Annotated in this window: 21 protein-coding genes and 1 tRNA gene; 7 read left to right on the top strand and 15 right to left on the bottom strand. The window is 59.5% G+C overall.

Annotated elements, in window-relative coordinates; all coding sequences use genetic code 11:
- Window positions 1–7: 7 nt before the first annotated feature.
- The 4 genes from grxD to hemA all read right to left on the bottom strand — a co-directional run bounded on the left by grxD (window position 8) and on the right by hemA (window position 3615).
- The gene (gene grxD, locus LSG25_RS18065) at window positions 8–334 is read right to left on the bottom strand and encodes a Grx4 family monothiol glutaredoxin (RefSeq protein WP_232742260.1); all 327 of its coding nucleotides are present in this window, start codon (window positions 332–334) and stop codon (window positions 8–10) included.
- A 32-nt stretch (window positions 335–366) separates the two neighbouring features.
- On the bottom strand, window positions 367–1179 hold the full coding sequence (gene prmC, locus LSG25_RS18060; RefSeq protein ID WP_255696602.1) for a peptide chain release factor N(5)-glutamine methyltransferase: 813 nt from the start codon (window positions 1177–1179) through the stop codon (window positions 367–369).
- A 9-nt stretch (window positions 1180–1188) separates the two neighbouring features.
- Complete coding sequence (prfA, locus tag LSG25_RS18055; protein WP_232742259.1) at window positions 1189–2268, bottom strand: peptide chain release factor 1; 1080 nt, start codon at window positions 2266–2268, stop codon at window positions 1189–1191.
- Between the two features lie 69 nt (window positions 2269–2337).
- Window positions 2338–3615 carry a glutamyl-tRNA reductase gene (gene hemA / locus LSG25_RS18050; protein ID WP_232742258.1) on the bottom strand — a complete coding sequence of 426 codons (1278 nt, stop codon included), beginning with the start codon at window positions 3613–3615 and terminating at the stop codon, window positions 2338–2340.
- 166 nt (window positions 3616–3781) lie between these two features.
- Here hemA and LSG25_RS18045 point away from each other — a divergent pair.
- The 4 genes from LSG25_RS18045 (at window position 3782) to LSG25_RS18030 (ending at window position 8416) form a co-directional block, all read left to right on the top strand.
- Window positions 3782–3857: transfer RNA gene (locus tag LSG25_RS18045), tRNA-Phe, on the top strand.
- A 376-nt stretch (window positions 3858–4233) separates the two neighbouring features.
- On the top strand, window positions 4234–7707 hold the full coding sequence (locus tag LSG25_RS18040) for a DUF748 domain-containing protein (RefSeq protein ID WP_232742257.1): 3474 nt from the start codon (window positions 4234–4236) through the stop codon (window positions 7705–7707).
- 143 nt (window positions 7708–7850) lie between these two features.
- Window positions 7851–8048, top strand: a complete 198-nt coding sequence (locus LSG25_RS18035) for a type II toxin-antitoxin system VapB family antitoxin (protein ID WP_232742256.1) — start codon at window positions 7851–7853, stop codon at window positions 8046–8048.
- Complete coding sequence (locus LSG25_RS18030) at window positions 8045–8416, top strand: type II toxin-antitoxin system VapC family toxin (RefSeq protein ID WP_232742255.1); 372 nt, start codon at window positions 8045–8047, stop codon at window positions 8414–8416. Before LSG25_RS18035 ends, LSG25_RS18030 begins: the two co-directional genes overlap by 4 nt.
- A 23-nt stretch (window positions 8417–8439) precedes the next feature.
- Here the strand turns inward: LSG25_RS18030 and LSG25_RS18025 are convergent, their stop codons facing one another.
- Entirely contained in the window at window positions 8440–9360 is a 921-nt protein-coding gene (locus LSG25_RS18025) for a DMT family transporter (RefSeq protein ID WP_232742254.1), read from the bottom strand.
- Between the two features lie 283 nt (window positions 9361–9643).
- Here LSG25_RS18025 and LSG25_RS18020 point away from each other — a divergent pair, with 283 nt between their 5' ends.
- A complete protein-coding gene (locus LSG25_RS18020; RefSeq protein WP_232742253.1) occupies window positions 9644–10579 on the top strand; it encodes an oxaloacetate decarboxylase in 936 nt (311 codons plus the stop codon).
- A gap of 23 nt (window positions 10580–10602) precedes the next feature.
- A complete protein-coding gene (locus LSG25_RS18015) occupies window positions 10603–11400 on the top strand; it encodes an amidohydrolase (protein WP_232742252.1) in 798 nt (265 codons plus the stop codon).
- A gap of 26 nt (window positions 11401–11426) precedes the next feature.
- On the opposite strand, the gene LSG25_RS18010 is transcribed toward LSG25_RS18015, so the two are convergent.
- From LSG25_RS18010 to LSG25_RS17990, 5 genes are all read right to left on the bottom strand, one after another.
- On the bottom strand, window positions 11427–12338 hold the full coding sequence (locus LSG25_RS18010; RefSeq protein WP_232742251.1) for an oxaloacetate decarboxylase: 912 nt from the start codon (window positions 12336–12338) through the stop codon (window positions 11427–11429).
- A gap of 16 nt (window positions 12339–12354) precedes the next feature.
- The gene (locus LSG25_RS18005; RefSeq protein ID WP_232742250.1) at window positions 12355–13326 is read right to left on the bottom strand and encodes a tripartite tricarboxylate transporter substrate binding protein; all 972 of its coding nucleotides are present in this window, start codon (window positions 13324–13326) and stop codon (window positions 12355–12357) included.
- Window positions 13327–13449: 123 nt separating this feature from the next.
- Entirely contained in the window at window positions 13450–14859 is a 1410-nt protein-coding gene (locus LSG25_RS18000; protein WP_232742249.1) for an MmgE/PrpD family protein, read from the bottom strand.
- Window positions 14843–16951, bottom strand: a complete 2109-nt coding sequence (locus LSG25_RS17995) for a hydantoinase/oxoprolinase family protein (protein ID WP_232742248.1) — start codon at window positions 16949–16951, stop codon at window positions 14843–14845. Before LSG25_RS17995 ends, LSG25_RS18000 begins: the two co-directional genes overlap by 17 nt.
- On the bottom strand, window positions 16948–18729 hold the full coding sequence (locus LSG25_RS17990; RefSeq protein WP_232742247.1) for a hydantoinase B/oxoprolinase family protein: 1782 nt from the start codon (window positions 18727–18729) through the stop codon (window positions 16948–16950). The genes LSG25_RS17995 and LSG25_RS17990 overlap by 4 nt, the downstream gene beginning before the upstream one ends.
- 92 nt (window positions 18730–18821) lie before the next feature.
- On the opposite strand from LSG25_RS17990, the gene LSG25_RS17985 reads away from it, so the two are divergent.
- Window positions 18822–19733, top strand: coding sequence for a LysR family transcriptional regulator (locus tag LSG25_RS17985; protein ID WP_232742246.1), 912 nt, complete (start codon window positions 18822–18824; stop codon window positions 19731–19733).
- Between the two features lie 213 nt (window positions 19734–19946).
- Here LSG25_RS17985 and LSG25_RS17980 read toward each other — a convergent pair whose 3' ends face one another.
- Genes LSG25_RS17980 through gsiB form a run of 5 tightly spaced genes read right to left on the bottom strand, consistent with a single transcriptional unit; the run spans window position 19947 to window position 25303 of the window.
- The gene (locus LSG25_RS17980; protein ID WP_232742245.1) at window positions 19947–20765 is read right to left on the bottom strand and encodes a M55 family metallopeptidase; all 819 of its coding nucleotides are present in this window, start codon (window positions 20763–20765) and stop codon (window positions 19947–19949) included.
- Window positions 20762–21850, bottom strand: coding sequence for a P1 family peptidase (locus LSG25_RS17975; protein ID WP_232742244.1), 1089 nt, complete (start codon window positions 21848–21850; stop codon window positions 20762–20764). The genes LSG25_RS17980 and LSG25_RS17975 overlap by 4 nt, the downstream gene beginning before the upstream one ends.
- Before the next feature lie 26 nt (window positions 21851–21876).
- On the bottom strand, window positions 21877–22779 hold the full coding sequence (gene gsiD, locus LSG25_RS17970) for a glutathione ABC transporter permease GsiD (protein ID WP_232742243.1): 903 nt from the start codon (window positions 22777–22779) through the stop codon (window positions 21877–21879).
- 5 nt (window positions 22780–22784) lie between these two features.
- Window positions 22785–23705, bottom strand: coding sequence for a glutathione ABC transporter permease GsiC (gsiC, locus tag LSG25_RS17965; RefSeq protein ID WP_232742242.1), 921 nt, complete (start codon window positions 23703–23705; stop codon window positions 22785–22787).
- A gap of 47 nt (window positions 23706–23752) precedes the next feature.
- Window positions 23753–25303 (bottom strand): glutathione ABC transporter substrate-binding protein GsiB, encoded by a 1551-nt coding sequence (gene gsiB, locus LSG25_RS17960; RefSeq protein WP_232742241.1) that lies wholly within the window; start codon window positions 25301–25303, stop codon window positions 23753–23755.
- Between the last annotated feature and the right edge of the window lie 36 nt (window positions 25304–25339).

The following is a 25339-nucleotide window of genomic DNA, read 5'->3' as shown; positions in this document are numbered from 1 at the left end:
CCGTGCCTCAGGCAAGAGCCCCAGCCTCTTTGAGGGTGGAAAGCAGTTCGCCGTTTTCGCTCATTTCAGCAATGATATCGGAGCCCCCCACAAATTGGCCCGCCACATACAACTGCGGAATCGTCGGCCAATTGGAGTATTCCTTGATGCCCTGGCGTACGTCATCGTCATCCAGCACATTGACAGTCACCAGCTTGGTGACGCCCGATGACTTGAGAATCTGGATGGCGCGCCCCGAAAAACCGCATTGCGGAAATTGGGCGGTACCCTTCATAAACAATACGACCGGATTTTCGGTCACGGTTTGACGAATAAATTCTTGAACGTCGCTCATGATGCTCTCATTTCCACAAAAAAGAAGTTAAATTATAAATATCCACCGGAAACTCGCTCGATCCCGGCCAAATCCAGCCTGCTGGCAAGCCGTTTGAATCCGGCCTGCCTTAAAAACCCACGTACCGCCTCGGCCTGATCCCAGCCATGCTCCATCCATAAGGCGCCGCCCGGCTTGAGCCACTGCCCCGCACCGCCGGCTATGATCCGCAGCGCCTGCAAGCCGTCGGCGCCATCGCTCAAGGCCGCAGCCGGTTCGAAGCGCAAATCGCCCTGCTCCAGGTGCGCATCATCAGCAGCAATATACGGCGGATTGGACACAATCAGGTCAAAAGCCCCTTGCCCCAATAAGGCATCGTACCAACTCCCGCACAAAAATTCGACTCGGGCCGACAAACGCCGCGCATTGTCCTGCGCAAGATCCAACGACGCGCGGCTAAGATCGGTAGCCACCACCTCCGCTCGCGGACACGCCAGCGCGATCGACACGGCAATCGCACCGCTGCCCGTGCCCAAATCGAGCACTCGCGCACCGGGCTGCCCATTCAGATGTTGGACCGCGGTTTCCACCAATAATTCCGTGTCGGGGCGTGGAATCAATACCGCCGGCGACACGGCGAACTCGTGCCCCATGAATTCGCGGAAACCCAGCAAATACGCCATGGGTTGTCCCGCCAGGCGCTGCTCGGCCAGGCGTCGATAGGCCGTCCGGGCTTCGACCGGCAAGGGATCGGTATCATGTGCAATCAGCCACGCACGCGGTACCTGCAACACGTGCCGCAGCAGCATCTGCGCCTCAAGCCTGGGCAAACAGCTTGCCGCCAGCAGATCGCGCACGCTTTCCACGGCCAACCCTTACTCGTCGCCCAGTGCCGCCAACAGCTCGGCCTGGTGTTCGGCCAGCAATGCGCCGGTCAGTTCGTCCAGATTACCTTCCATGATTTGCTGCAGCTTGTAAAGCGTCAGGTTGATGCGATGGTCGGTCACCCGCCCCTGCGGGTAGTTATAGGTGCGGATCCGCTCCGAACGGTCGCCCGAACCCACCAGGCTCTTGCGCTGCGCCGCCTCTTTGCTGTGCTGTTCCTGCTGTTGCTTGTCTTTCAGGCGCGCCGCCAGCACCTGCATGGCTTTGTCTTTATTGCGATGCTGCGACCGGTCGTCCTGGCACTCCACCACCAGCCCCGTAGGCAAGTGAGTGATGCGCACGGCCGAGTCGGTCTTGTTGATGTGCTGGCCGCCGGCGCCGCTGGCCCGGAAGGTATCGATACGCAAATCCGAGGAATTGATGACAATATCGCTTTGCGGGTCGGCCTCGGGCAACACTGCCACCGTGCACGCCGAGGTATGAATCCGCCCTTGCGTCTCGGTTTCGGGAACCCGCTGCACGCGATGCGCCCCCGATTCGAACTTGAGGCGTCCGTACACGCCATCGCCCTCGATGCGGGCAATCACCTCTTTGTATCCGCCCAATTCCGAGGCGCTTTCGGACATGAGCTCGGCCTTCCATCCCTGTTGCTCGGCATAGCGCGTGTACATGCGCAGCAGATCGCCGGAAAACAGCGCACTTTCATCGCCGCCCGTACCCGCGCGAATCTCCAGAAACACGCTGCGGCTATCGTCGGGGTCGCGCGGCAAAAGCAGAATCTGCAACTCGTCGTCCAGCTCTTCCAGCCTGCCTTTGCCCTGCTTCAGTTCTTCTTCACCCAGGGCTTTCATTTCCGGATCGCCCAGCATTTCCTGCGCGGCCTGCATATCAGCCTCGACCGCCGTGTAGGCGGCAAACACCTCCACCACCGGGTCCAGCTCGGCACGTTCGCGCGACAGCTTGCGAAAGCGATCCATATCGCCGGCGATCTCGGGCTCGGCCAGCATCGCATCGACTTCGACTAATCGGCGGGCAAACTGCTCCAAGCGATTGCGCATGGAATTTTTCATAAATTGGAAAGGAAAGGAAAAATGAGAGATGGAAACAAACACGCGCAACAGGACACTGCGGGATCGCAGCTAACGACGGCGGTTCGTATCGGGCAGCAGGCGTGGCAGCAAGGCCAGCAATTGTTCGCGTTCGTCGCCCGCTTCGCTTTGATTCAGCGCCGCCAGGGGACCGTGCAGGTATTTTTGAGTCAGGCCATAGGCCAGTTGTTCCAGCACCAGCTCGGGCGATTCGCCGCGCGCCAGCATGCGGCGGGCGCGATCGAGCTCGGCCAGGCGAACCTGGTCGGCCGCCTGATGCAAATCGATAATGGCCGGCACGATTTCGCGATTTTGCAGCCAGTGCATGAAATTCTGCACCCGCGTCTCGATGATCGCCTCGGCCTGCACCACGGCGGCACGGCGCGCATCGGTGCCGCTTTGCACCATGCGTCCCAGGTCGTCGACTGAATACAGATACACATCGGCCAAGCGTCCGACCTCGGCTTCGATGTCGCGCGGCACCGCCAGATCGACCATGACCATGGGGCGATGGCGCCGCAAGCGCGTAGCCCTTTCCACCATCCCCAGGCCGAGGATGGGCAAGGAGCTTGCCGTACAGGAAACGATGACATCGAAATCGGCGAGCTTATCGGGGATATCGGCCAGCCTCATGGTTTTGGCCGTAAAACGCGAAGCCAGCAAATCGGCGCGCTCCAGCGTGCGATTGGCCACCACCACATGCTTGGGTTTCAGCGCCGCAAAATGAGTGGCACAGAGCTCGATCATTTCGCCCGCGCCGATGAACAGCACGCTGGCTTGCGACAGATCGCCGAACACCCGTTCGGCCAAACGCACTGCCGCCGCCGCCATCGAAACCGACTCGGCGCCTATGGCGGTTTGCGACCGGACTTCCTTGGCCACCGAGAACGTGCGCTGGAATAGCTGATGCAGCATGGTGCCCAACGCCCCGGCCTCATTGGCGGCACGCACCGCCTCTTTCATCTGGCCCAGGATCTGCGGCTCGCCCAACACCATCGAATCGAGCCCACTGGCCACGCGAAAGGCGTGGCGCACGGCTTCGTTTTGCTGATACTGGTACAAATGAGGCCGTAAACTGCCCGCTTCGAGGCGATTGAACTCCGCCATCCAGGCCGGCAACTGCTCGGAGACGTGCGGCTCCGCCGCGCAGTAGATTTCGGTGCGATTACAGGTCGATAGAATGGCCGCTTCCTTGACCGAAGCCCCGAACGCCGAGCGCAAGCCATCCAGCGCCGGCTTGAGCAGATCAAGCGGCATCGAGACACGCTCACGCACCGCCACCGGGGCGGAGACATGATTCAGGCCGAAGGTTAGGACATCAACAGACATATAATAGTGAGCGACGGTGGCAGCCCGCGCGCGTGGTGGACACAGTCCAGACAGCCTAGGATTATAAACCCCCATTGAAATTTATAGAAATTAAGGGTAAACAGGATGGAGGGGCGTTGCACGAAGCGCGGCTTATGATTTTCGTGTATCATTTCGCCTTCTTGTTGGCCTGGTAGCTCAGTCGGTAGAGCAGAGGATTGAAAATCCTTGTGTCGGTGGTTCGATTCCGCCCCAGGCCACCAACGAATTGCGCAAAGCCACTCCTTCAAGGCGTGAGAAAGCCGCTCATCAGAGCGGTTTTTTTTGGTCCACTCATCTACCCTTCAAACTCCTGCAATTCCCGCATTAACGCCGAAGACGGGCGGATGCAAGACGCACCCTTCCACAGACCCCGGCGTAAGGCGGCCAAACTACTCTACCGGCCCCGCAAACAGCGAACCTCGGCGCCATGAATAAAGAATTGCAAATGTCTATGACCCGCGATGGACGGACCTTGGGTCTGGCGGCGATAATGAGCGCCAAAGTCACAGGCACCATGGGTCCATAGGCATATAAGCAGCTTAGCGGCAATGTTTGTGGGATGGACGGACACACGAAAATCTAGCCGGGAGTATATGTATGCGTTTGCGGATGCCAGTGCCGAAACTCAGCCGACGGGCAGGCAAGATACTGGCTGGCGCGGTGTTGACGCTGCTCGTCCTGGCCGGCTTGGCTGCCTGGCTGATGCCCAAGGTGGTACACAATGCGCTGACCCAGGATGTCTCCCAGGTGCTGGGCCGCGAAGTGACGGTGGGCAAGATCACATTCAACCCTTTCACACTCGCGCTGCGAGCGAGGGGCATCACCATAGGCCAGCCCGGGGCGACGCCACTGCTGCAAATCGGCGAAGTCGACCTCCGCGTGGCCTGGCGGTCAATCGTGATGTTCGCGCCGGTCATCGACAGAATCCATATCGATCAGCCTAAATTCACGCTGGTACGGCAGGACGCCACGCATTTCAATTTTTCCGACATTGTCGACCGGATTGTCAGGATGTCGGCCGACAAACCCACCGGATCCAAGCCGGCCAAGACCGGGCTGCCGCGCTTCTCCTTGAACAATATGTCGCTGACCCGCGGCGTCATCAGCCTGGACGACCATGTCACAGGCCGCCAGCAGGTGATCGATCAGCTCACGCTGGGCATACCCTTCATCTCGTCGTTCGGCTACGCCACGCACATCGACGTGCAGCCCAAGGTGCACATGAGCATCAACGGCAGCCCATTCGACCTGACCGGGACGGCACGGCCTTTCGACAAAATTCCCGTGTCCACGCTGAACGTGGTGTTCACGGGGCTGGGACTCGCGAAGTGGGCGGATTTCTGGCCCTTGCCCCTGCCTGTCAAGGTCAAGCATGCCTTGCTCGACTCCAAGCTGCAGGTACTGTTCGAACAGCCTCCCGACGCTGCGCCGCACATTCGCGTACAGGGTGGCCTGGCGCTGCGCCAGCTCGACGTGAGCGAGGCATCGGGTGCGCCGCTGTTGGCCTGGGACGACTTGCAGGTCGGAGACATCGACATCGATCCGAGCACACGGGCCGCCTCCATCGGGACAGTGGCCCTGACAAAACCGCGCGTGGAAATGCACCGCGATGCCAGACAATGGAACTGGCAGCGCGTGGCCGAGGGCTTCGCCAAGCTGAGTGGCTCGTCCGCGCCCGCCACTTCATCACCAGCCAAAGCGGCCACCACATCCGCGTCGGGCACACCCGTGGCTGACACGGTACCCGCCGTGCCGGTCAGCGCCGCGCCTGCCGCACCATCGGCCTGGAAGATCTCCGTCGATGACGTCAAGCTCAATGCCGGCGAAGTACATCTACGCGACGACCCGATCGGCCTGGACTATCCGCTGGGCGGCGTGACCGGCGAGGCCAGGCACATCGCCATGCCGCAAACGGCGGGGCAGCCCATGGCCCTGCAACTGAGCGTGGCCAATGTTCCGGGCGGCGGCTCGCTGCAGATCCACGCACCCGTGGTGCTGCAGCCGCTCTCGGTGAACGCACAAATCCAGTTAAGCGATCTGGCCCTGGCGCCTTTCGCGGCGGCGATACGCCATGTCGCGCCCCTTACCGTGCGCGACGGTCGGCTGAACCTCGAAGGCAAGGTCAATGTGGCGAATTCGCGGATCGAAGCGCGAGACGTGAAGCTCGGTCTGCGCAAGCTCGAGGCGCGCGACGAGACCGTCAAGCCCGGCGTGAACCTGTCCATCGGCTCACTGATGCTGGAAGCCGACCGGCTGGCCCCCGACGCCACACCGACGACATTCGCCTTGCAGGCCGACGGCATTCAGAAACGTGGCACGCTGGCTCTCAAAGGGGTCCTCGTGGCGCAACCGCTGTCGGTAAAGACTTCGGTCAATCTGGCCAATTTCGACGTGGCGTCCCTGGCTCCGTATATCGCTTCCAGCCTGAATGCCACCGTGCGCAGCGTGTTGCTGGGCGCGCGTGGGAGCGCCGAATTCGCCGCGGCGCACAGTGGAAAGCCCATGAGTGTGGACTGGCGCGGCGGCGCGCAAGTCCACGATCTCGACCTCAAAGACCGCGTCAACAAGGCCGACTTCCTCAACTGGAAGCGCCTGGACCTGAGCAACATGCATGTCTCGATGGCGGGGCCGAAGCTCAGCCTGGGCCTGGGCGACATTGTTCTGGACGACTTCTACGGCAACATTCTGCTCAATAATCAGGCGCACCTGAATGTCACGGACATCATGGTCAGCAAGGGCAACGCCGCGGGCTCCATCACGCAGGATACGCAGACACGCCGCAGCGACACCGCCAAGAAAGGGCAGGCCGGGCCTGAAGAACCCAAGGCCAGGGCGGCGAAAAAATCAGTGGCAAGGCCAGAGCCCAGGCGTACCGGCGGTGAACCGGACATCTCGATCAGCAGCGTCAGACTCGAGCGCGGCCGCATGACGTTCAATGATCATTTCGTACGGCCCAATTACCGTGCCGAACTGTCGTCCATTCACGGCACGCTCACAGCCGTGTCTTCGGTCAAGCCGGCACCGGCCAAGGTCAGCGTCACAGGCCGCGTCTATAGCACGGCGCCCTTCTCGGTATCAGGCACGGTGCAACCTTTCTCGCGACATCTGGCGCTGGATATCAAGGCCTCCGCCAAGGGCGTGGACCTACCCAGATTCACGACGTATTCGTCCAAATACGTGGGCTATGCCATCCAGCGCGGCAAGCTCACCGTTGATCTGCAATACCAGATCAAGAACCGTGCATTGCAGGCCAGCAACAAGGTGCAGCTCAACCAGCTCACCTTTGGCAAACCCTCCAACAGCCCGGACGCGCTCAAGCTGCCGGTGCTGCTGGCGGTCGCGCTGCTGAAGGATTCCAACGGAAACATCGACATCGACCTGCCGATCGCCGGCTCGCTGGACGATCCGCAGTTCTCGGTGGGTGGCATCGTCGTGCGGGTGATAATGAACACGCTGGTCAAGGTGGTGTCGTCGCCCTTCAAGCTGTTGGCCTCCGCCTTTGGCGGCAGCCAGGAAGACCTGTCATACATCGACTTCGCACCGGGTAGCGCCGCGCTGGACGACAAGGCAAAGTCCAGCATCGAGACTCTTGCCAAGGCGCTCACCGACCGCCCGGCACTGAAGATGGACATCATCGGCCACGCCGATCCGAAATCCGACGAGACTGGACTGCGCCAGGCCTGGCTGGACGACCAACTGCGCAAGGCCAAGGGCACCGCCAGCCGAGGGCGAACGCCTGATCCCAAGGGTGTTGCGTTGACCGATGCCGACCGCGCCAAGTATCTGGAAAAGGTCTACCGCGATACCAACATCAAGGGCAAGCCACGCAATTTCGTCGGCATGGCCAAGTCGCAGCCCCCCGATCAGATGAAGGCCATGCTGCTCGCGGTTGCCCCCCTGGGCAGGCAGGCCCTGCACAACCTTGCCGAGGCGAGGGCTCAGGCCGTGTATGAGCAGTTGCAGGAGACCGCGCAGAATCTGACCAGCCGAGTCTTCATCGTGGCCCCCAAGCTCGATGCGAAAGACGCAAAGGACGGCGAGGCAACGCGTGTGGAGTTCGCCTTGCACTGACCCGCACTACGGATGTCGAAGTACTCGCGGCGGTCTCCATGATCCAAGGGGGCCAACATCGATCCAAGGCCAATCAGTTATTTAGCATTAAAATTGACATCAGATGATGCTATTATAAATGCGAAACTCAATGGAGGCTTTCCATGCGCACCACTCTTGCTCTGGATGATGAATTATTGGAAAAAGCCCAGGCTTTAACAGGCACGATAGAAAAGACGGCTTTGGTGCGCGAGGCACTCAAGGCCTTAATCCAGCGTGAAAGCGCCAAACGATTGGCCTTGTTGGGCGGGTCGGAGCCATTGCTCGATAACGTACCGCGACGTCAATCGGAGCCGGCGTGATTCTGGTCGATACATCAGTCTGGATCGATCATCTGCGAAAAAGTGATGGTGAACTACAAACGCTTTTGAACGCCGGCCAGGTACTCGCCCATCCCTTCGTGATCGGGGAATTGGCCTTGGGTAATCTGCGACAGCGCGATGTAGTTCTTGATGCCTTGCAAGGCTTGCCGCAAGTATCCGTGGCCACCGAAGAGGAAGTATTGCGCTTTATCGGCCAAAAAACGCTGTATGGAATTGGCATTGGCTACATTGACGCCCATCTGTTAGCAGCCCTGCGGCTTTCACCCGGTTCAAGGCTGTGGACGCGGGACAGGCGCCTGCTTGCCGCGGCAACGCGCCTGGGTTTGTCCATCAGACGAGCCCATTGACGGGACTCTTTGCCTATCAGGCATCATGCCCGGGCTCTTGCCGCCAAGGCCACAGGGCGCCGGGTGCCCAGATAGGTGCCCAGCAAAATACCCAGCAAACCGACGCCATGCCACACGGTAAACGGCTCGCCCAGCAACAGCATGGCAAATCCCACGCCGAAAACGGGAATCCAGTATTGGTACAGCGACGTACGCGCAACGCCCAGTTCGGCGATTGCCCGATTCCACAAGACATTGCACATGGCGGTGGCGATGATTCCCGAAAACACCATCAGGAGCCAGGGCCACGCTCCCGGCGCCAACAATACCGACAGGCCGAGGCCGGCCGTGCCCGACACGAACAGATGCAGGCAAAGCAGAGCCGCCCCTAGCGTGTAGACGATGCTGGTAATGACAAGCGCATTGAATTGCCGCGCCAGCGTCTGGATAAGCATGCCGCCCACGACGAAGCTCAACATGGAGCAGAAGACCTGGAGGTCGCCCCGGCCGGGCCCCGACAGCGCCGCATCCTGGCTGCCGAACACCACGGCGAACACGCCGCCGAAACCCAGGGCGATGCCAAGCAGCCGGATGCCGGTCAGGGATTCCCGAAAGACCAGGGCGGCCAGGGCAGACGCCACAAGCGGACTCAAAGCCATGATCAGCGACGAATTGGTGGCACTGGCGGCATGCATTCCCGATGTAAAGAAGACCTGGTTGCCATAGACCAGGAAGGCGGCGCACAGAACGAAACGCAGCCACTGGCCGGCCGATATGCGCAACAATTTCACGGGCCGGCGCGACCAGACCAGGCTCATGTCGATGACTGCCGCGGCCAGCACCATGCGGAAGCAGGCAATGACCATAGGATCGAAGTAATCGGTCAATACCTTGATGGCGGAAATATTCAAACCCCAGACGGCCATGGTGCCAATCAACAGCAACTGCGTTCCGATCGAATTCATTTAGGGGCTTGTGTGCGTTACGGGCTTTCCGCAAGCATATCAGGTACGCCGAGGATTGGCATGCGGACAGTCCGCGCAAAGGCAGTTGTCCGGTGGACAAGGACAGGCAGGCAAGTGTGCCGCAACGGTTTGAAACACTGGAAAATTGTCTGAAACCTTTGCGTCAGCGTCGCAGTTTCAGCCCGGCCGACATCAATTTTCTTATCAAAAAACGGGTTTAAATTAATTAGATCGGCAACCGGTCTGTTGCTAGCATTGAGGTATCTATTCAACAGGTGACAGCATGAAAAAGACAGAGCGGCTTCGCAAGCTTATCAATGCGCCGGAAATCCTGGCTCTCCCCGCGGTACACGACGGATTCAGCACGCGCATCGTCGAGCACAGCGGCTTTGCGTCGGCGTTCATCACCGGCAGCGGCGTCAGCGAGTCGCGGCTCGGCCAGCCCGATGTAGGCATTATGGGAATGGAAGAAAACGTGGCCGCGGCAAGGGCTATTGTGGCGTGTTCAAACCTGATTCTGATTGCCGACGGCGACACTGGCTACGGCAATGCCATCAATGCCTTTCATACGCTTCGCGCATTCGAGCAGGCCGGTGTCGCCGGACTGATGCTCGAAGACCAGGTTTGGCCGAAACGCTGCGGACACATGAAAGGCAAAGAGGTCATCCCACTTGATGAAATGGTCGAAAAAATCCATGCCGCGGCCGAAGCGCGCGTCGATCCGGATTTTGTAATCAAGTCGCGCACCGATTCGCTGGCCACGCACGGCATCGACGAAGCCATCAAACGCTTGAACGCCTATGCAGACGCCGGCGCCGACCTGCTGTTCGCCGATGCGCTCATAACCCGTGAGCAGATTTCGCTGGTGGCAAAGAACGTCTCGAAACCACTATGCGTAAACATGGGTTTCGGCATACGCCAACGTTCCACCACGCCCTTGCTATCGGCGGCGCAATTGGAGGAGCTTGGCGTATCCGTCGTGATTTTCCCACGGATGCTGACTGCCTGCGCACTGATGGGAATGAAACGAGGGCTGGAATTGCTGCAACAGTCGCTCAGCACCGGCGAGGTGGTCGATCGCCCCGACGCGCTGGTTTCGTTCGAAGAGTTGAACGAGATCATGGGGATGGCTCAGATCAAATCTCTTGAGGAACGGTACCTCACGCCATCGCAGAAAGCAACGAAGTATAAAGGCCAGACGGCCGGGCCGGTCAAGTGAGCGTCCAGGGACGAGAAAACCGATTGCCGCCCGGCGCGGTGGATACCCATGCCCATGTGATGCGCAGCGATGCCGAGCTGGTCGCCGAACGACATTCGGCGCCGACGCGCGACGTCACGCTCGACGATTTTGTTCAGGTGCTCGACAACCATAAGGTCAGCTTCGGCGTGCTGACGGCACCGAGCTTTTACGGCACTGACAATACGCTATTACTCGACGCGATCGCACGATCGGAGGGTCGTTTGCGCGGCACGGTCATTGTCGATCCATCCATCTCCGCCGATGCGCTCAGCCGGATGCGGGCCGCAGGTGTCTCCGGCATTCGTCTCAACTGGATCCGGCGCAAGGCAATTCCCGATACGTCGAGCCCTGAATATCAGCATTTATTTGGATTGGCCAGCGATCTGGGCTTGCACGTGGAGCTGTTTATCGAAGGCGACCTGCTACCGCTTATCCTGCGAGACATTGCCCGCAGCAAGGCGAAGATCGTCATCGATCATTTCGGCTGCCCCAACCCCGATAAAGGCGTGAACAGTCCAGGCTTTACCTGCCTGCTGGACGCCGTCAGCGCCGGCAACACGTGGGTGAAACTGTCCGCACCCTATCGCTGCGGAGGGGCCGACCCGCAAGGGTATGTCGACGCACTGCTCGCCGCCGGCGGCGGTGAACGGCTGGTATGGGCCAGCGACTGGCCATGGGTGAGCCACGAAAATACGGTAACTTATGCGCAATGCATCGATTTGCTGTGGCAATGGGTACCCGATTCGCGCATCCGCCATCGCATCCTCGTCGACACAGCGCAGCAGTTGTTCGGGTTCTAGTCTCAGCCCTCAGCCACACGCGCTACTCATGACGACAGCCTATCGACACGTTCGACCAGGCTGCGCTCATAGGCGTCCGCCCGATCTAGCCCGATCAGCGCCTGTCGCTCACCGAACGTCATCATAACGTCGAGCAGGCTCTCTGTAGTGCCGGCCGAGCGCAGCACTGCCAGACCGCGTCGGATCGCGTAGGCTCCAAGATAGAGCGCGGCGTTGGCATACAAGATGATTTGGAAACCCATGCCGAGCAACTGGTCCGCGGGCAATAGCGGGGTCTTGCTGCGTTCGACCATATTGGCAACCAATACCGTCCCCCGAAATGCTTCGCCGACCCGCTGCAATTCATCGACACTGCGCGGTTGCTCGAAAAATATGGCATCCGCACCAAGCTGCAGGTACCGTCGAGCGCGCTCCAGGGCGGCATCGAACCCCTCAACCGCCCTCGCATCGGTGCGCGCGATAATCAGGAAATCCGGATCGGTGCGCGCATCGAGGGCGGCTTGCAGCCGATACTCCATCTCGCGCGCCGGCACCACCGATTTTCCATCGAAATGGCCACAACGCTTGGGAAACAGCTGGTCCTCAATATGGAGTCCCGCCGCGCCTGCGCGCTCGTATGCGCGTACAGTACGCCGGACGTTCGCCACGCCGCCAAAACCGGTATCGCAGTCGGCAATGACCGGAACCGAAACCGCGTCGGCGATGCGCTCGACCTGGCTCGCCAGCTCGTTCAAGGTCACGAGCCCTATGTCGGGCGCTCCGAGATAGGCATTTGCCGTGCCACCGCCGGTCACATACACCACGGGGAAGCCAGCCTGCTCGATCAGCCGCGCGGTGAAACAATCGGTTGCACCCGGTACGATACCGGGGCCACCGGCCGCCAGAATCTGGCGTAACTGCGTAGTGCGCGCAATGCGCTTGTTGCCGGGCTCTGTCATGAGAACTCCTTAGTCATTATTTTTTATTGCCGATCCCGAGCTTCTTCACGACTTGCCCCATTGCCGCATATTCGGAATCGATCACCTTGCGCATTTCCGGCCCGCTAGTTCCTTGCACGTCGATGCTTTGCGCTTTCATGAAGTCGACGAAGCGCTTCGTCTGAGCGGCTTTACGAAATGCGCTTTCCAGAATGGCGAGGCGGTCGGGGGGAATGCCCTTGGGCCCGATAATTCCATGCCACAACAGTGTTTGTTCGCCCGGAATGCCCAGGTCGGTCAAGCTTGACGCTTCGGGCAACGAATCTACCCGTTTGACCGATGTGACGATCAGGCATTTCGCGGTCTTGTTGCGGACATATGGCAGAATCGGTGTGATCGAACCGCCATATATATCGATCTGGCCACCCAGGAAACTCTGCAAGGTTTGGCCTGCCCCGCCGAACGGAATCGATCGCATCTTCACGCCAAGTTTGAAGAATATGCGTTCCGCCGCAAGCTGAATCGTCGCGCCGACCCCATCGGTACCATAGGTGAACTTGTCGGGGTTCTTCTTCAAATAGTCGATAAATGCCTTACCGCTGTCGGCCGGAAAGGCGGCCTTGGCACACAATACGATCGGCGCCGAGTCGGTTAGTGAGATGGCGACGTAATCATTGGGGGTATACGGCGCAGGCAAGGTATAAGGCGTCATTGTCAATGGCGCATTCCAGATTCCACCAAGCGTGTAGCCGTCCGGTGTGGCGCGCACCACCGACCAGGTCCCGATTTCGCCGCCTGCGCCCGGGCGATTCATGATCACGATCGTCTGCCCCAGAATGCCCCCGGCAATCTGCGCCACCATCCGCAGCGCCACATCGGTACCTCCGCCCGGCGGCGTCGGAATAATGAGACTGATCGAATGAGACGGAAATTTCTCTGCGCGCGCGGCAGCAGGTAAAAACAGGTTCACCGCCAGTACGACGGATAGCAACAATATCGACTTACGCATTTGCTTGTCTCCAGTCTTGTAATTCATCATTTAGACATTGCACGGATAGTCGGTTGTCATCGATACATAGTGAATCGGGTGACAAGCGAAATCGAAAATACCTCTAATGCCGGTCAAGTTTCATCAAGGCCGCTCCGCGATCGCCGCGTTCACGGCATCGATCAACGCATCGATGCTGGGCGCATGCTCCAGACCTTCGATGGCCAGCACCAGTGCGGCCCGGGCCGCATCGGAAACACCGGCCTCCTGGCACAAGGCGCCAGCCATTCGACCCGCGGCGTCCCAGGTCAAATCGAATGTCAGGCTATTTTCCGTTTGTCCCCACTCATCCTGGGCTGCCCCATCGGGGTCAGTCAAGACGATTACCGGGTGATAAGGCGGCCGCGCAGGATCCGACACTATCCGAACCAAGCTCACTTGACGCAGAACCGCAGGGGCGGTGAATTCATGCATGCCTTCGTATCCAACGACGCCTGTCGTCCAGGCCAGCGCAGCACAAAACGGGGCACTCATGAATGTCTGCGAGAAAGTTTGAAACGGCCCAGCGAATCGCACCCCCACGAAATCGGCCTCGAATGGGTTCATGCGGATCGTCATGGCTTGCGGTGCCCAATTTGCCGCACGAGCACGCAAGGTCAGCACGCCGTGGATCACACTGCGATGGAACTGGCAGGTCGGATAAGGTTTGTAAGCAACGCGCAGCATTTCGAACTCACGTCCGAGCCCCTCTTCGATACGCTCGTCGTACCGTTTTTCCGTCCCGCCATAGCTTTGATAGAAACCTGCGGCGCCATCGAGACTACTGGCCGCGGCGGCCGCGCCAGCCGCCGCGCAATAGGCCGCGCTGATACCGTTTCGGGAGGCGAAGCCCGCGTGCAGCGTGTACTCCTCGGTGCCCGCATTGACGAACTCGCGCAAACCGCAGGCGGTGTTGGCGGCTAACGCGAGCGCGTTGTGCGTGCGCCCCTGATCCAACCGCATTAAACGCGCGGCGGCCGCCGCCGCGCCGAACACACCATAGAGCGGCGTAGTGCGAAAGCCACGCCTACTGGCGTCACCCGCGTGGTCTCGTCCGATTCGCAGCGCAACTTCATAGCCGGCAACTACGGCGCACAGCAGTTCGGCTCCACGGACACCGAGCCGTTGCGCAACAGCAAGTGCCGCCGGCATGACAGCCACACCGACGTGGCCGGCCGGATGTGCGTCTTCCTGCACCCTCGCGTGAAACAACGCCGCGTTGCAAAATGCCGCATCGCCCGCGGAGATCCGCTTTGCATCAATGAAGCGGGTCGCTCTGAAACGCATGCCGGCATCGCCTTCGCTCTCGCCATCGACCGCTGCGGCGGCGATTCGAGAACCGTCGGATTTCGTGGATGCAATGGCAACTGCCAGGCCATAAAGCAGGCAAGCCTTGGCCTGATCGATCGCCACGGCCGGCAGCGCATTGAGATCGAGTTCGGCCGTGAAACGCGCCAAGGCGGCCAGGCCTGCGCCAGGCAACAGCCGGCGTGGCGACTCAAGCGGCTGATTCATCACGCACCTCGACAATAATGTTCCTGTGCATATCCAGAGCGGCGTTGCAGCCGGGTGGCACGATGACGCTTGTATCGTATTCCTGGATGATCACTGGCCCCTGGCGCGCTTGCGCAGCCAGTGCCGCACGAGGAATCACCGCTGTACGGACAGTCCCGTGCTGCGCGCCGAAATACACATTGCGCAGCACCGGCTCGCCGACGGCCCCTGGTTCGTCCGCCCATTCTCCAAAATCCGATATAAGCCGCGACACCGATGCGATCAATCGCACGGTCACCAGTTCAAACTGCTTATGCGCAGATCGATGGCCATAAGTTCGCTCGAACTCAAGCTCAAAACGCTGCTCGACCGCGCGCAGCTCTTTTTCAGTCAAGGGCAGGCCGGCAAGCGGCAGGGTTATCTCGGACGATTGCCCCTGGTAACGCAGATCGGCAAACGGCGCTGTAATCACAGCCGTCTGGTCGTAGCCTTCCTGAGTAAGCACGCGCACCAGTTCAGCCCGCATTTCTTCAAGAACGGAATTGATGGTCGTGAGATCGGCGTTACGGGTAGACGTCAGCACAGTTCTCGCCGCATGCTGTTCCACATCGGCGCGCAACAGCCCGAACGCGCTGAATACGCCAGGTGCGGGCGGTATGATGACCCGCTTGATGCCAAGTTCACGTGCAACCCCCACTGCGTGGATCGGGCCGGCACCGCCGAACACCATCAGCACAAAGTCCCTGGGGTCGCGCCCACGTTCGACCGAAACCGATTTGATCGCGCGCACCATATTTGAATTGGCGATGAGGTGGGCGCCGTACGCCGCATCGAGCAGCGATAGTCCACTTTTCTCGGCAATGTGTGTGCGCACGGCCTGCTCAGCGAGGTCGCGTTGGATCTTCAGCGATCCTCCAGCCAGCGAATCGTTATTCAGATAGCCGAGCACGAGGTTCGCGTCAGTCACCGTCGGCAAAGTATTACCCTGCCCATAACATGCCGGCCCCGGCACCGCGCCCGCGCTGCGTGGTCCCACCCGCAGCGAGCCGCCGGCGTCGATCGCGGCGATGCTGCCGCCGCCCGCGCCGACTTCCGAAATATCGATTACGGGGATACGCAATGTATAACCGTTGCCGCGCATCAGGCGGCTGCTCACGGAAACGGCCGAACCGACCTCGTACTCCGTCGCGCGAAGAATCTCGCCCTGCTCTATGATCGATGCCTTGGTCGTGGTGCCGCCCATATCGAGCGTGATAATGTCCGGATAGCCGCAGTCGATCGCGAGCCGCGCGGCCGCGATAACACCCGCCGCGGGCCCCGACTCGATAATCGTGACAGGTCGGGACCCGGCAACGGTCGCACTGATCAGCCCGCCGTTGGACTGCATGACCAGAATTGGCGCCTTGCTGCCCAGATCGTCAAGGCGGCTGCGCAGAATCGTTAGATAGCGGGCAATCAGCGGCGCCACATAGGCATTGACGACCGTCGTACTGGTACGCTCGAACTCGAGAATCTCCGGCAATACTTCGTGTGACAGCGAAACGTATACTCCAGGCAGATGTTCGCCCAGATACTTGCCAACCGCTTTTTCATGATTTGCATTACGGTATGAGTGCAGAAAACAGACGGCAATGGCTTCGACTTCATGAGCGCGCAACTGCGCGACAAGCGGCGCCAGGTCAGCCGTGCTGAGCGCAACCAGAACGGCGCCCTGGGCATCGAGCCGCTCGCTCACGCCAAGCCGCAGTTCGCGCTCGACCAGCGGCGGCGGCTTCTGCCAGCCAAGGTCGTACGACATCGGAATGCGGATGCGGCGCAACTCAAGCACATCGCGAAAACCCTCCGTGGTCAACAACGCCGTCCGGGCGCCCTTGCGCTCGAGAATGGCGTTGGTCGCCACCGTGGTCGCATGCACCACTTCGCCAATTTTCGCAGGCGATAGTCGATATTCGGTACAGAACGCCGAAATTCCATCGATGATCGCTCTTGAATAGTCAGCGGGCGTCGACGGCACCTTACGCTTGTGCAGACTTCCGTCTGGGCACGCAAAGACCAAGTCGGTGAAGGTTCCGCCGATATCGGCGCCCACTCTCAATGGCTGGGCCTGGTTCATTGTTGAACGCCTTGCATGTCACGAACAGCATGCAGAGCGCGCCGCGCCTCACTGGTCGCCGCTTCATCGACTCGCCACGGTGTATCGCGGATGACAACACCATATGCACTTTTGGCCGCTTCGATGGATACCTTGCCGTTGCGCACGTCGAACAAGACGGCGGCAACGTCGCGTTCGAGCGGATCGCCATAGCCGCCGCCGCCCGCCGTGCGATGGCGAAAGCCCTGGCCAGACGCGAGCGAACGTGTGAACTTCGTGGCAATCTGCCGCCAAGCGCCATCTTCTTCCAGCAAATTGTTCGATGATGTTCCGGGTTGACCCGCCGCGAGCCCGAACGGCGGGTATCGGCGCCGATCCGAACGCAGCTGAAACGTCGCCCGTTGTCCAAGAAAACGCAACTGCCGTTCGATCGCAAGCCCACCGCGCCAAGTGCCCGGCCCCCCGCTGTCGGTAACGAGTTCGTAGCGCTCGATACGGATCGGCGCAGTGTTTTCGACCATTTCGATGGGCGCATTGCTGATATTGGCGGCCGGGTTTGCCACCCCGTCCACCCCTTCGCGATGAAAGCCGCCGCCCCAGGCGCCCATTACGGCCTCGCGGAACAGCACGAATTTTCCGTGTGCGTCGTAACCGCCAATGCTGTAGCTGGTGGTACCGCCCTCTCCCGCGGCACGCGGCTTGAGCGGAACCGCCTGGGCAAGCGCTCCGAAAGTTGCATCGATCAACCGGAACCCGCTGACGCCGCGCGCGGCCACAGCGCCGGGTCGTCTCGGATTGAACAGGCAGTCGTCGGGCGCCGTGACGGCGATCGGCCGCATGAAACCTGCATTATTGGGCGCGTCAGAATCCATGATCGAACGGATCGCAAAGTAGATCGCCGATTTGGCGAACGACAATGTCGAATTGATCGCGCCGCGCACCTGTGGCGAACTGCCGGTCAGATCGGCAGTCAGCGCATCACCCGCAATGTGCAGCGTGACTGTCACCTGGACCGGCTGATCCGGATCGATACCGTCATCGTCGAGAAAATCGGTGTAGGAATAGGCACCGTCGGGTATCGCCGCAATGGTTCGACGGCACTCTCGTTCCGAATAATCGAGCAATGCGTCGAAACAGCGCTCGAGCTCTTCCACCCCGTAGCGCTGCGCCAGTTCCTGCATGCCGCGCTCGGCGATCCGGCAAGCCGCCTCTTGCGCACGCAAGTCGCCCAGGATAACGTCGGGCACGCGCACGTTACGAGCGATTATCTTCAGCAGCGTCATGTTGACCATGCCCTTGTCATAAAGCTTGAGCATCGGAATCTGCAGGCCTTCCTGGAAGATCTCGGTGGAATCGGCCGCGCTGGAGCCGGGCACGCGCCCACCCATATCGTTATGGTGCGCGACCAGCACGCCGTAACCAAGCAGATGCGTGCCGATAAACACCGGCTTGAACATGAAGATGTCGGGCAGATGCATGCCGCCCTGATACGGATCATTGGTAACTACAATATCGCCGGGCGAGAGCGTAGCGCCATATTCGGCAAGCACCGCGTCCATCGCGTCGGGGATGGATCCCAGGTGCAGTGGCAGGCTCAGGCCTTGCGCGATTAGCCGGCCCTTGCAGTCACAGAAGGCGCTGGACAAGTCCATGGTGTCCTTCATGATGGACGAGTACGCAATGCGCACGACTGTCAGCACCATTTCGTCCACGATCGAACCGATCGAATTCTTGACTAGCTCAAGACGGACAGCATCGATAGGGGCGGGCGCCAGCGCCTGCGCAGTTTGAGCCCGCATGCTCTCCTCCTTTTTAGTTAACTGATTGATCTTATTCGGTTAGCATCAGGCAATCAAATAAATGTTTTGCCCAGAAAATATAGGATTCTCTTATGCGGCGATATACCCTCATCCAGCTCGATGCGCTGCGCTGTATCGTGAATCTCGGCACCTTTCAGGCCGCGGCCGATCATCTCAATGTGACGCAGCCGACGATCTCGCTACGCATCCGCGAACTTGAGTCCATCGTTGGATACCCCTTATTGCGACGATCGGGCGGAAAAGGCGAGCTGACGACGGAAGGCAGCATTTTCTATCAGTATGTCGAGCGCCTGATGAGAACGCTGGACGAGATGGACCGGCGCACGCGCACGCGCGATCCGCTCCAAGGCCTGCTGCGCCTGGGAGCTTCCGACACTTTCGCCATTAGCTGCCTGCCGGAACTGCTGTCGAAACTGGAGACGATCTACCCCAACCTGCGGGTCGAATTGACGATCAGGGACAGTACAAGCCTTGCCGAATTATTGAATGCGAAATTGCTCGACATGGCTTTCATGGCAGAGACGCCCATGGAACCGCATGTAAGGGTTCATCCGCTGGCGAATTGCCCGCTCGCCTGGTTCGGAAATACGCATCAGCGCGAATCGGACGCACCTATTACCGCAGCCGAGCTGGTCGACCGGCGCTTGATGACCCTACCTTTCAATTCGCCGCTGAATCGGATCATGGTGCGATGGTTCGAGGCCAGCAACCAGCCAATTCCACCCTTCAGCATATGCAACAGTCTTGCGATGGTATTAAGGCTCACCAATGCAAGCCTCGCATGGAGCATCTTGCCGGTATGCTTCGCACTGTCGAACGAGACAAGCATTCTTCCTGCGCCCATCAAAGTCACACCCGACCTGCCCACGCTCCGGCTATGCAGCGCCCATCTGATCGAAGGCCCGGCAGATACGCTTGCACCCGTCGTCGACCTACTTAAGGAAATTATTCTGCATAAACCGGGACTGATTCCGCTAAAATGAAAAAGGGAGTTGGGCCGCGTTCCCTTCCTTTGTTACCAATAGCGGGGCCACGACCACCGTCCATGCGTCTGTTTTATTCCGCGTCAGCACATTCTTAACGTGCCGGCATTCGCCAAGAAAAAAGCTCGGCACGAAATAGACAAACGCGCCGAAGTCGATAGCGGCAAAAGCATCGTTGACCTGGCGCGGCCATAGCGCCCCCGGGACATGCCATTAACGCAACATTGTCGACATGGCCGAGAGGCTGTTCAGCGTGCGAACGGCCGATTCGACCTTATCGGTATTGAATCGAACCACCACACCGCTTACGCGTTCGATGGACGGCAGTTGGCAGAAGAGGTCGGCCATGCCGCTCGAGGTCACGGTCAGCACACAATTGATCGGCGGCGCGATCACGAACGGCTTGAGGCTTGCGATGCGCGGCATGGCTTGTTTGGCCGCCAAGCGTATCGCCGCCTGGGCGGCGGCTGGAGTCAGGCTGCACCCACTGTTCAAGCCGAAAGCCTCTTTGGTCTGGAACCACGAGGCCGTCGCAAGCAGATCGGTATTTTCTTCGATGAAGCGGTTATCGCCCGTGCCCAGCGCCACAGGCACTCCGTATTCGCCGGCCAGGGCCGCGTACAAACCCGGTTCACCCAATTCGAGATCGTTGATGACGACGCGGGCAAACGCAAAGCTGCTGATGGTATGGGCCAAGATGCCCCGGCCCTGCGCCCTGGAATGGTAGCCGATCATGAACACGGCATCGCAGCCCTGCTCAAGGCCCGCCATCATGCCCAGATAACGCGGCTTGCCCTGTATGCAGCGTACCCGCGCATCCAGATGGTCGGGCAGCAGGTTGCGGAAATTCCCATGTGAATCGTTGACCAGCACCTCGCTTGCCCCGCCTTCGAAGGCTCCCAGGGCTGCCGCGTTGGCTTCCTGAGTCATCCACAAGCGCGCCCGTTCATATTCGGGATTGCCGGGCCGTGTTTGCTCGGCATGAAACACACCGGCCACTCCTTCAATATCCGTTGAAACCAAGATTCTCATGTCTGACCCTGTATCTGTGTCTGCTGTGTCTGCGCCAGCCAATGCGGCCAATCGGGAATGAATTCAGTGATACCCAAACGCCTATTGCCGTCTCGCCCTGTTACCGACGCGGCGCTCCATAAGGCATTCAGGATGGCCTGTTCCACGGCTTCCGCACAGGCCTGGAACAAGGGATCCAGCAAGACATCGTGCAGCATGGGCACGCCGGGCATGCCCCGTTCGGGTGTATGGGGAACGGTATAGGAGGTGGAAAAAGCCAGGGCCAGATCACCGCTGCCATGACCGAAGACCGAGCCCGTCCGGGCCAGGCCCACCCCGGCACGCAGGGACAGGCGGCGCAACTGCCGCGCATCGAGCGGAGCATCGGTAGCCACGATGAGAATGATTGACCCTTTTTCAGGGCTATCGTCGTATTGATCGGCGGCCGCTTGCAAAGTCCGGCCGACCGCCTGCCCTGCCACGGTCAGCATGGGCAGCTTGCCGAAATTGGCGAGCACCAGCGTGCCCACGGTATAGGCGGCATCCATTTCTTTAATCGGACGGGTCAAGCGCGAGGCCGAGCCTATACCGCCCTTAAGCTGGAAACACGACATCCCGCGCCCGGCACCCACCGCTCCTTGTTCGAAACCGGATTGAGCACAATGGCAGGCAGCCAGGTAATCGCGTTCGGCCACGGCCATTGCCTGGATATCGTTAAGATAGCCATCGTTGCATTCGAATACCAGGGGGTTGACCGTAGGCAGCTCCCGGCCAATTTCGGGATTGGCGGCAATGGCCTGACGGATCTGGGCCTGTGCCACGGAGGCCACGCCAAATGTATTGGTCAAGGCAATCGGTGTTTCCAGCACGCCCAGTTCGCCCAGTTGCAAAAGGCCTACGCTTTTCGCAAAACCATTCAAGACGGTCGCGGCGGCGGGAACCTTGTCCCTGAACATATCGCCGGGGTGCGGCCTGATCACCGTTACCCCGGTTTGCACCGCGGCGTCGGCCAGCGTCGCATGGCCCACCGTGACGCCGGCCACATCCGAAATCAAATTCAAGGGACCTGCCTGCAATACCCCGACGCGGGGCGCACCTGTTTTCATGTTTTTACCGAATTTCCTGCTGAGTTTCATGTATCGAGCTTGGGGTCGAGCGCATCGCGCAGGCCATCGCCCAGGAGATTAAAAGCCAGCACCGTAAAGAAAATGGCGAGCGCCGGGAAAATGGCCACATGGGGAGCCAGCACCATATCGGAGCGGGCCTCATTGAGCATGGCGCCCCATTCAGGGGTGGGGGGCTGGGCGCCCAGTCCCAGGAACGACAGGCTGGCCGCCGTGATGATCGACGTGCCCACGCGCATTGTTCCATACACGACAATAGGCGAAATCGTGCCGGGCAGGATGTGACGGAAAATAATGGTCCAGTCCGACGCCCCGACACTGCGCACGGCCTCTACATAGGTCATGTGCTTGATCGACAGGGTATTGCCGCGCACCAGCCGCGCAAACGCCGGAACGCTGAAAACGGCCACCGCGACAATCACATTGGCCATGCTCGAACCCATGGCCGCCACCACGCCGATCGCCAGAAGAATTCCGGGAAACGCCAGAAGCACATCCGCAATACGCATAGTGATGCGTTCCCACCACCCTTCATAGTAGCCCGCCATCAGGCCGAGGAAGGTGCCGACGACGCCGCCCAGCGCGACCGAAAGAAAGCCGGCCGCAAGCGAAATCCGCGAACCCATCAGGATGCGGCTGAAAATATCGCGCCCCAGGGAGTCCACCCCCAGCCAATGCAAGGCCGACGGTCCGGCATTAAGAAAATCGTAATCGAAAAAGTTTTCCGCATCGTAGGGAACGATCCACGGAGCAACGATCGCCACCAGGATCAGCAGCACCAAGAACATGCCCGCCGCCACGGCCAATTTCTGCTTGCGAAATTTCCGCCAGCATTCGGACCAGGGAGTCCTGACGGTATTGGATATCGGCGGCGGGGCCAGAATATCTTTCTGAACAATCGTGCTCATCATTGGCCTCACTTGTACCGAATGCTCGGATTAATAACGCCGTACAGCACATCCACGACTAAATTAATCAATATGAATTCAAAGGAAAACAGCAACACCAGCCCTTGTATGACCGGGTAGTCGCGCATGGTTACCGCGTCGATCAGCAGGCTGCCCATGCCTGGCCAACTGAACACCACCTCCACGACTATGGATCCGCCCAGCAGGAAACCGAACTGCAGGCCCATCATGGTAACCACCGGAATCATGGCATTGCGCAAAGTGTGCTTGATCACCACCAGGGTTTCGGACAGGCCCTTTGCTCGGGCGGTGCGCACATAGTCTTCCTGCATGACCTCGATAAACGAAGCCCGCGTAAACCGCGCCATCACCGAGGCCACGGCCGCGCCCAAAGTGATCGACGGCAAAATGTAATGGCTAGGACTGGAAGCGCCTACCGTGGGAAGCCAGCCCAGTTGCACCGAGAATATCTGCATCAGCATCATGCCCAGCGCAAAGGCTGGAAATGAAATACCCGATACCGCCAGGGTCATGCACAATCGATCGGGCCAGCGGTTGCGCCATACCGACGACACAATACCGATCACCATTCCGAAAATAACGGACCAGGCCATGCTGAGTATCGTCAGCCACAGGGTAGGCATGAAACGTTCGGCAATCACCGTGGCCACCGGACGCTTCGTACGCAATGAAGTACCCAGATCGCCGTGCAGCAGATTGTCGAAATACCTGACGAACTGTACCGGCAAGGGCTTGTCCAGCCCCAGTTCCTGGCGAACCAGGTTAACGGTTTCCTGATCGGCGTCCTGGCCAGCCGCCAGTCGGGCCGGATCGCCGGGCAGCATACGAACGAACAAAAACACCACCAGCGCAACCAACAACAAAGTTGGCAGCATGCCCAGAGTCCGTTTGACTATATAAATAAGCATCTTGGTCTCTGTGTACGGGAATCAATCCCGTACACGTATCGCAGTGACTATTGTTTCAGATCAATACCGCGGAACTCGAATGAACCATCAGGCATGGTGTACATCCCGGTCAGGTTCTTGCTTTGAGCCGATATATTGCTGGGGATGGCCAGGAAGGCCCAGGGCGCGTCCTTCCAGATCTTTTCCTGAGCATCCTTGTAGATGGCCGCTTTTTGCTTGCGGTCGGTGATGACCAGTGCTTTGGCGATATCGGCATCGACGGCGGGATTCTTGTAATAGGCCGTGTTGTTCAATACCGGAGGCCATGCGCTGGAATCGAACAGAGGCCGCAGCGCCCAATCGGCCTCGCCGGTCGACGAAGACCACCCCGCATACAATATGCGTACCTGGGCATCCTTGGGATTCTGCACCGACTGCACCTGCTGCACGCGCTGCCCCGACTCGAGCACCTGGAGCGACACCTTGATGCCGACTTGCGCCAGTTGCTGCTGCACGAACTGGACCACCTTGACCGATGTGCCATCGTTATAGGCCGACCACAAGGTGCTTGTGAAGCCCTTCGGATAACCCGCCTCTTTCAGCAGCTCGCGAGCCTTGGCCGGGTCATAAGGCCACGGTTTCATTTTCACGCCGTAATCCACGCTTTCAGGAACGACGCCTTCCATCGGGCCGCCGTAGCCGCCAAAGGCCACTTTGATCAAGGCATTTTTGTTGATGGCGTAGTTGATCGCCTCGCGCACCTTGAGGTTGTCGAACGGCTTTTGCAGCATATTGAACGACAGGTATTTCACCGAGATCGATGGGCTGTCCGTCACCGTCAACTTGGGATTTTTCTTCAGGATGATCGCCTGCTCATAAGGCACCGGGTAGACGAACTGAGCCTCGCCCGTCTGGATGACAGCGGCGCGCGTGTTGTTGTCGGTTACCGTGCGGAACGTCAAGTTGTCGATTTTCGGATAGCTTTTGTCCCAATAGCCGGCGAACTTCTTGACCTTCAGGTATTCGGACGGCTTCCAGTCCACGAATTCGAAGGGACCAGTGCCCACCGGATGAAAGGCAATGTCCTTGCCGTACTTCTTGAGCGCCGCTGGCGAAATCATCATGGCCGACGGATGCGCCAGCGAATTGATGAACGGTGAAAACGGTTCGGTAAGCGTGAACTTGACAGTGTAGGGATCGACGGCCTCAACGCTTTTAATGCGGTTGAATTGGTTGAAGCGAGCCAAGTGATTGGCCTTGTCCATTACCCGGTCGATATTCACTTTGACCGCTTCGGCGTTGAAATCGGTGCCGTCCTGGAACTTGACACCATGCTTCAGCTTGATGGTGTAGACCAGCCCATCGGCACTCACGTCGTAGCCGGTGGCCAGCAGATTGACGATTTTCAAATCCTTGTCGAAGGCGAACAGCCCCTCGTAATAGGATTTACCCACGGCCATGCTCAATGTGCTGTTCGTGTTATAGGGATCCAGCGAATCGACCGCAATCGGCACCGCTACGGTCACGTCTTTCGATGCCAGCGCGGCAGGGGCGTTGAATACGCCAAATGCCAGCGCCGCCGCGGCGATCAAGCCAGTCGGTGTAAATTTTTTCATCATCACAACTCCTCCAGAGCGTTTATCAAAAAATGACAA

The sequence above is a fragment of the Paralcaligenes sp. KSB-10 genome (assembly GCF_021266465.1).
Lineage (GTDB): Bacteria > Pseudomonadota > Gammaproteobacteria > Burkholderiales > Burkholderiaceae_B.
This window is presented reverse-complemented; position numbering and strand designations above follow the sequence as displayed.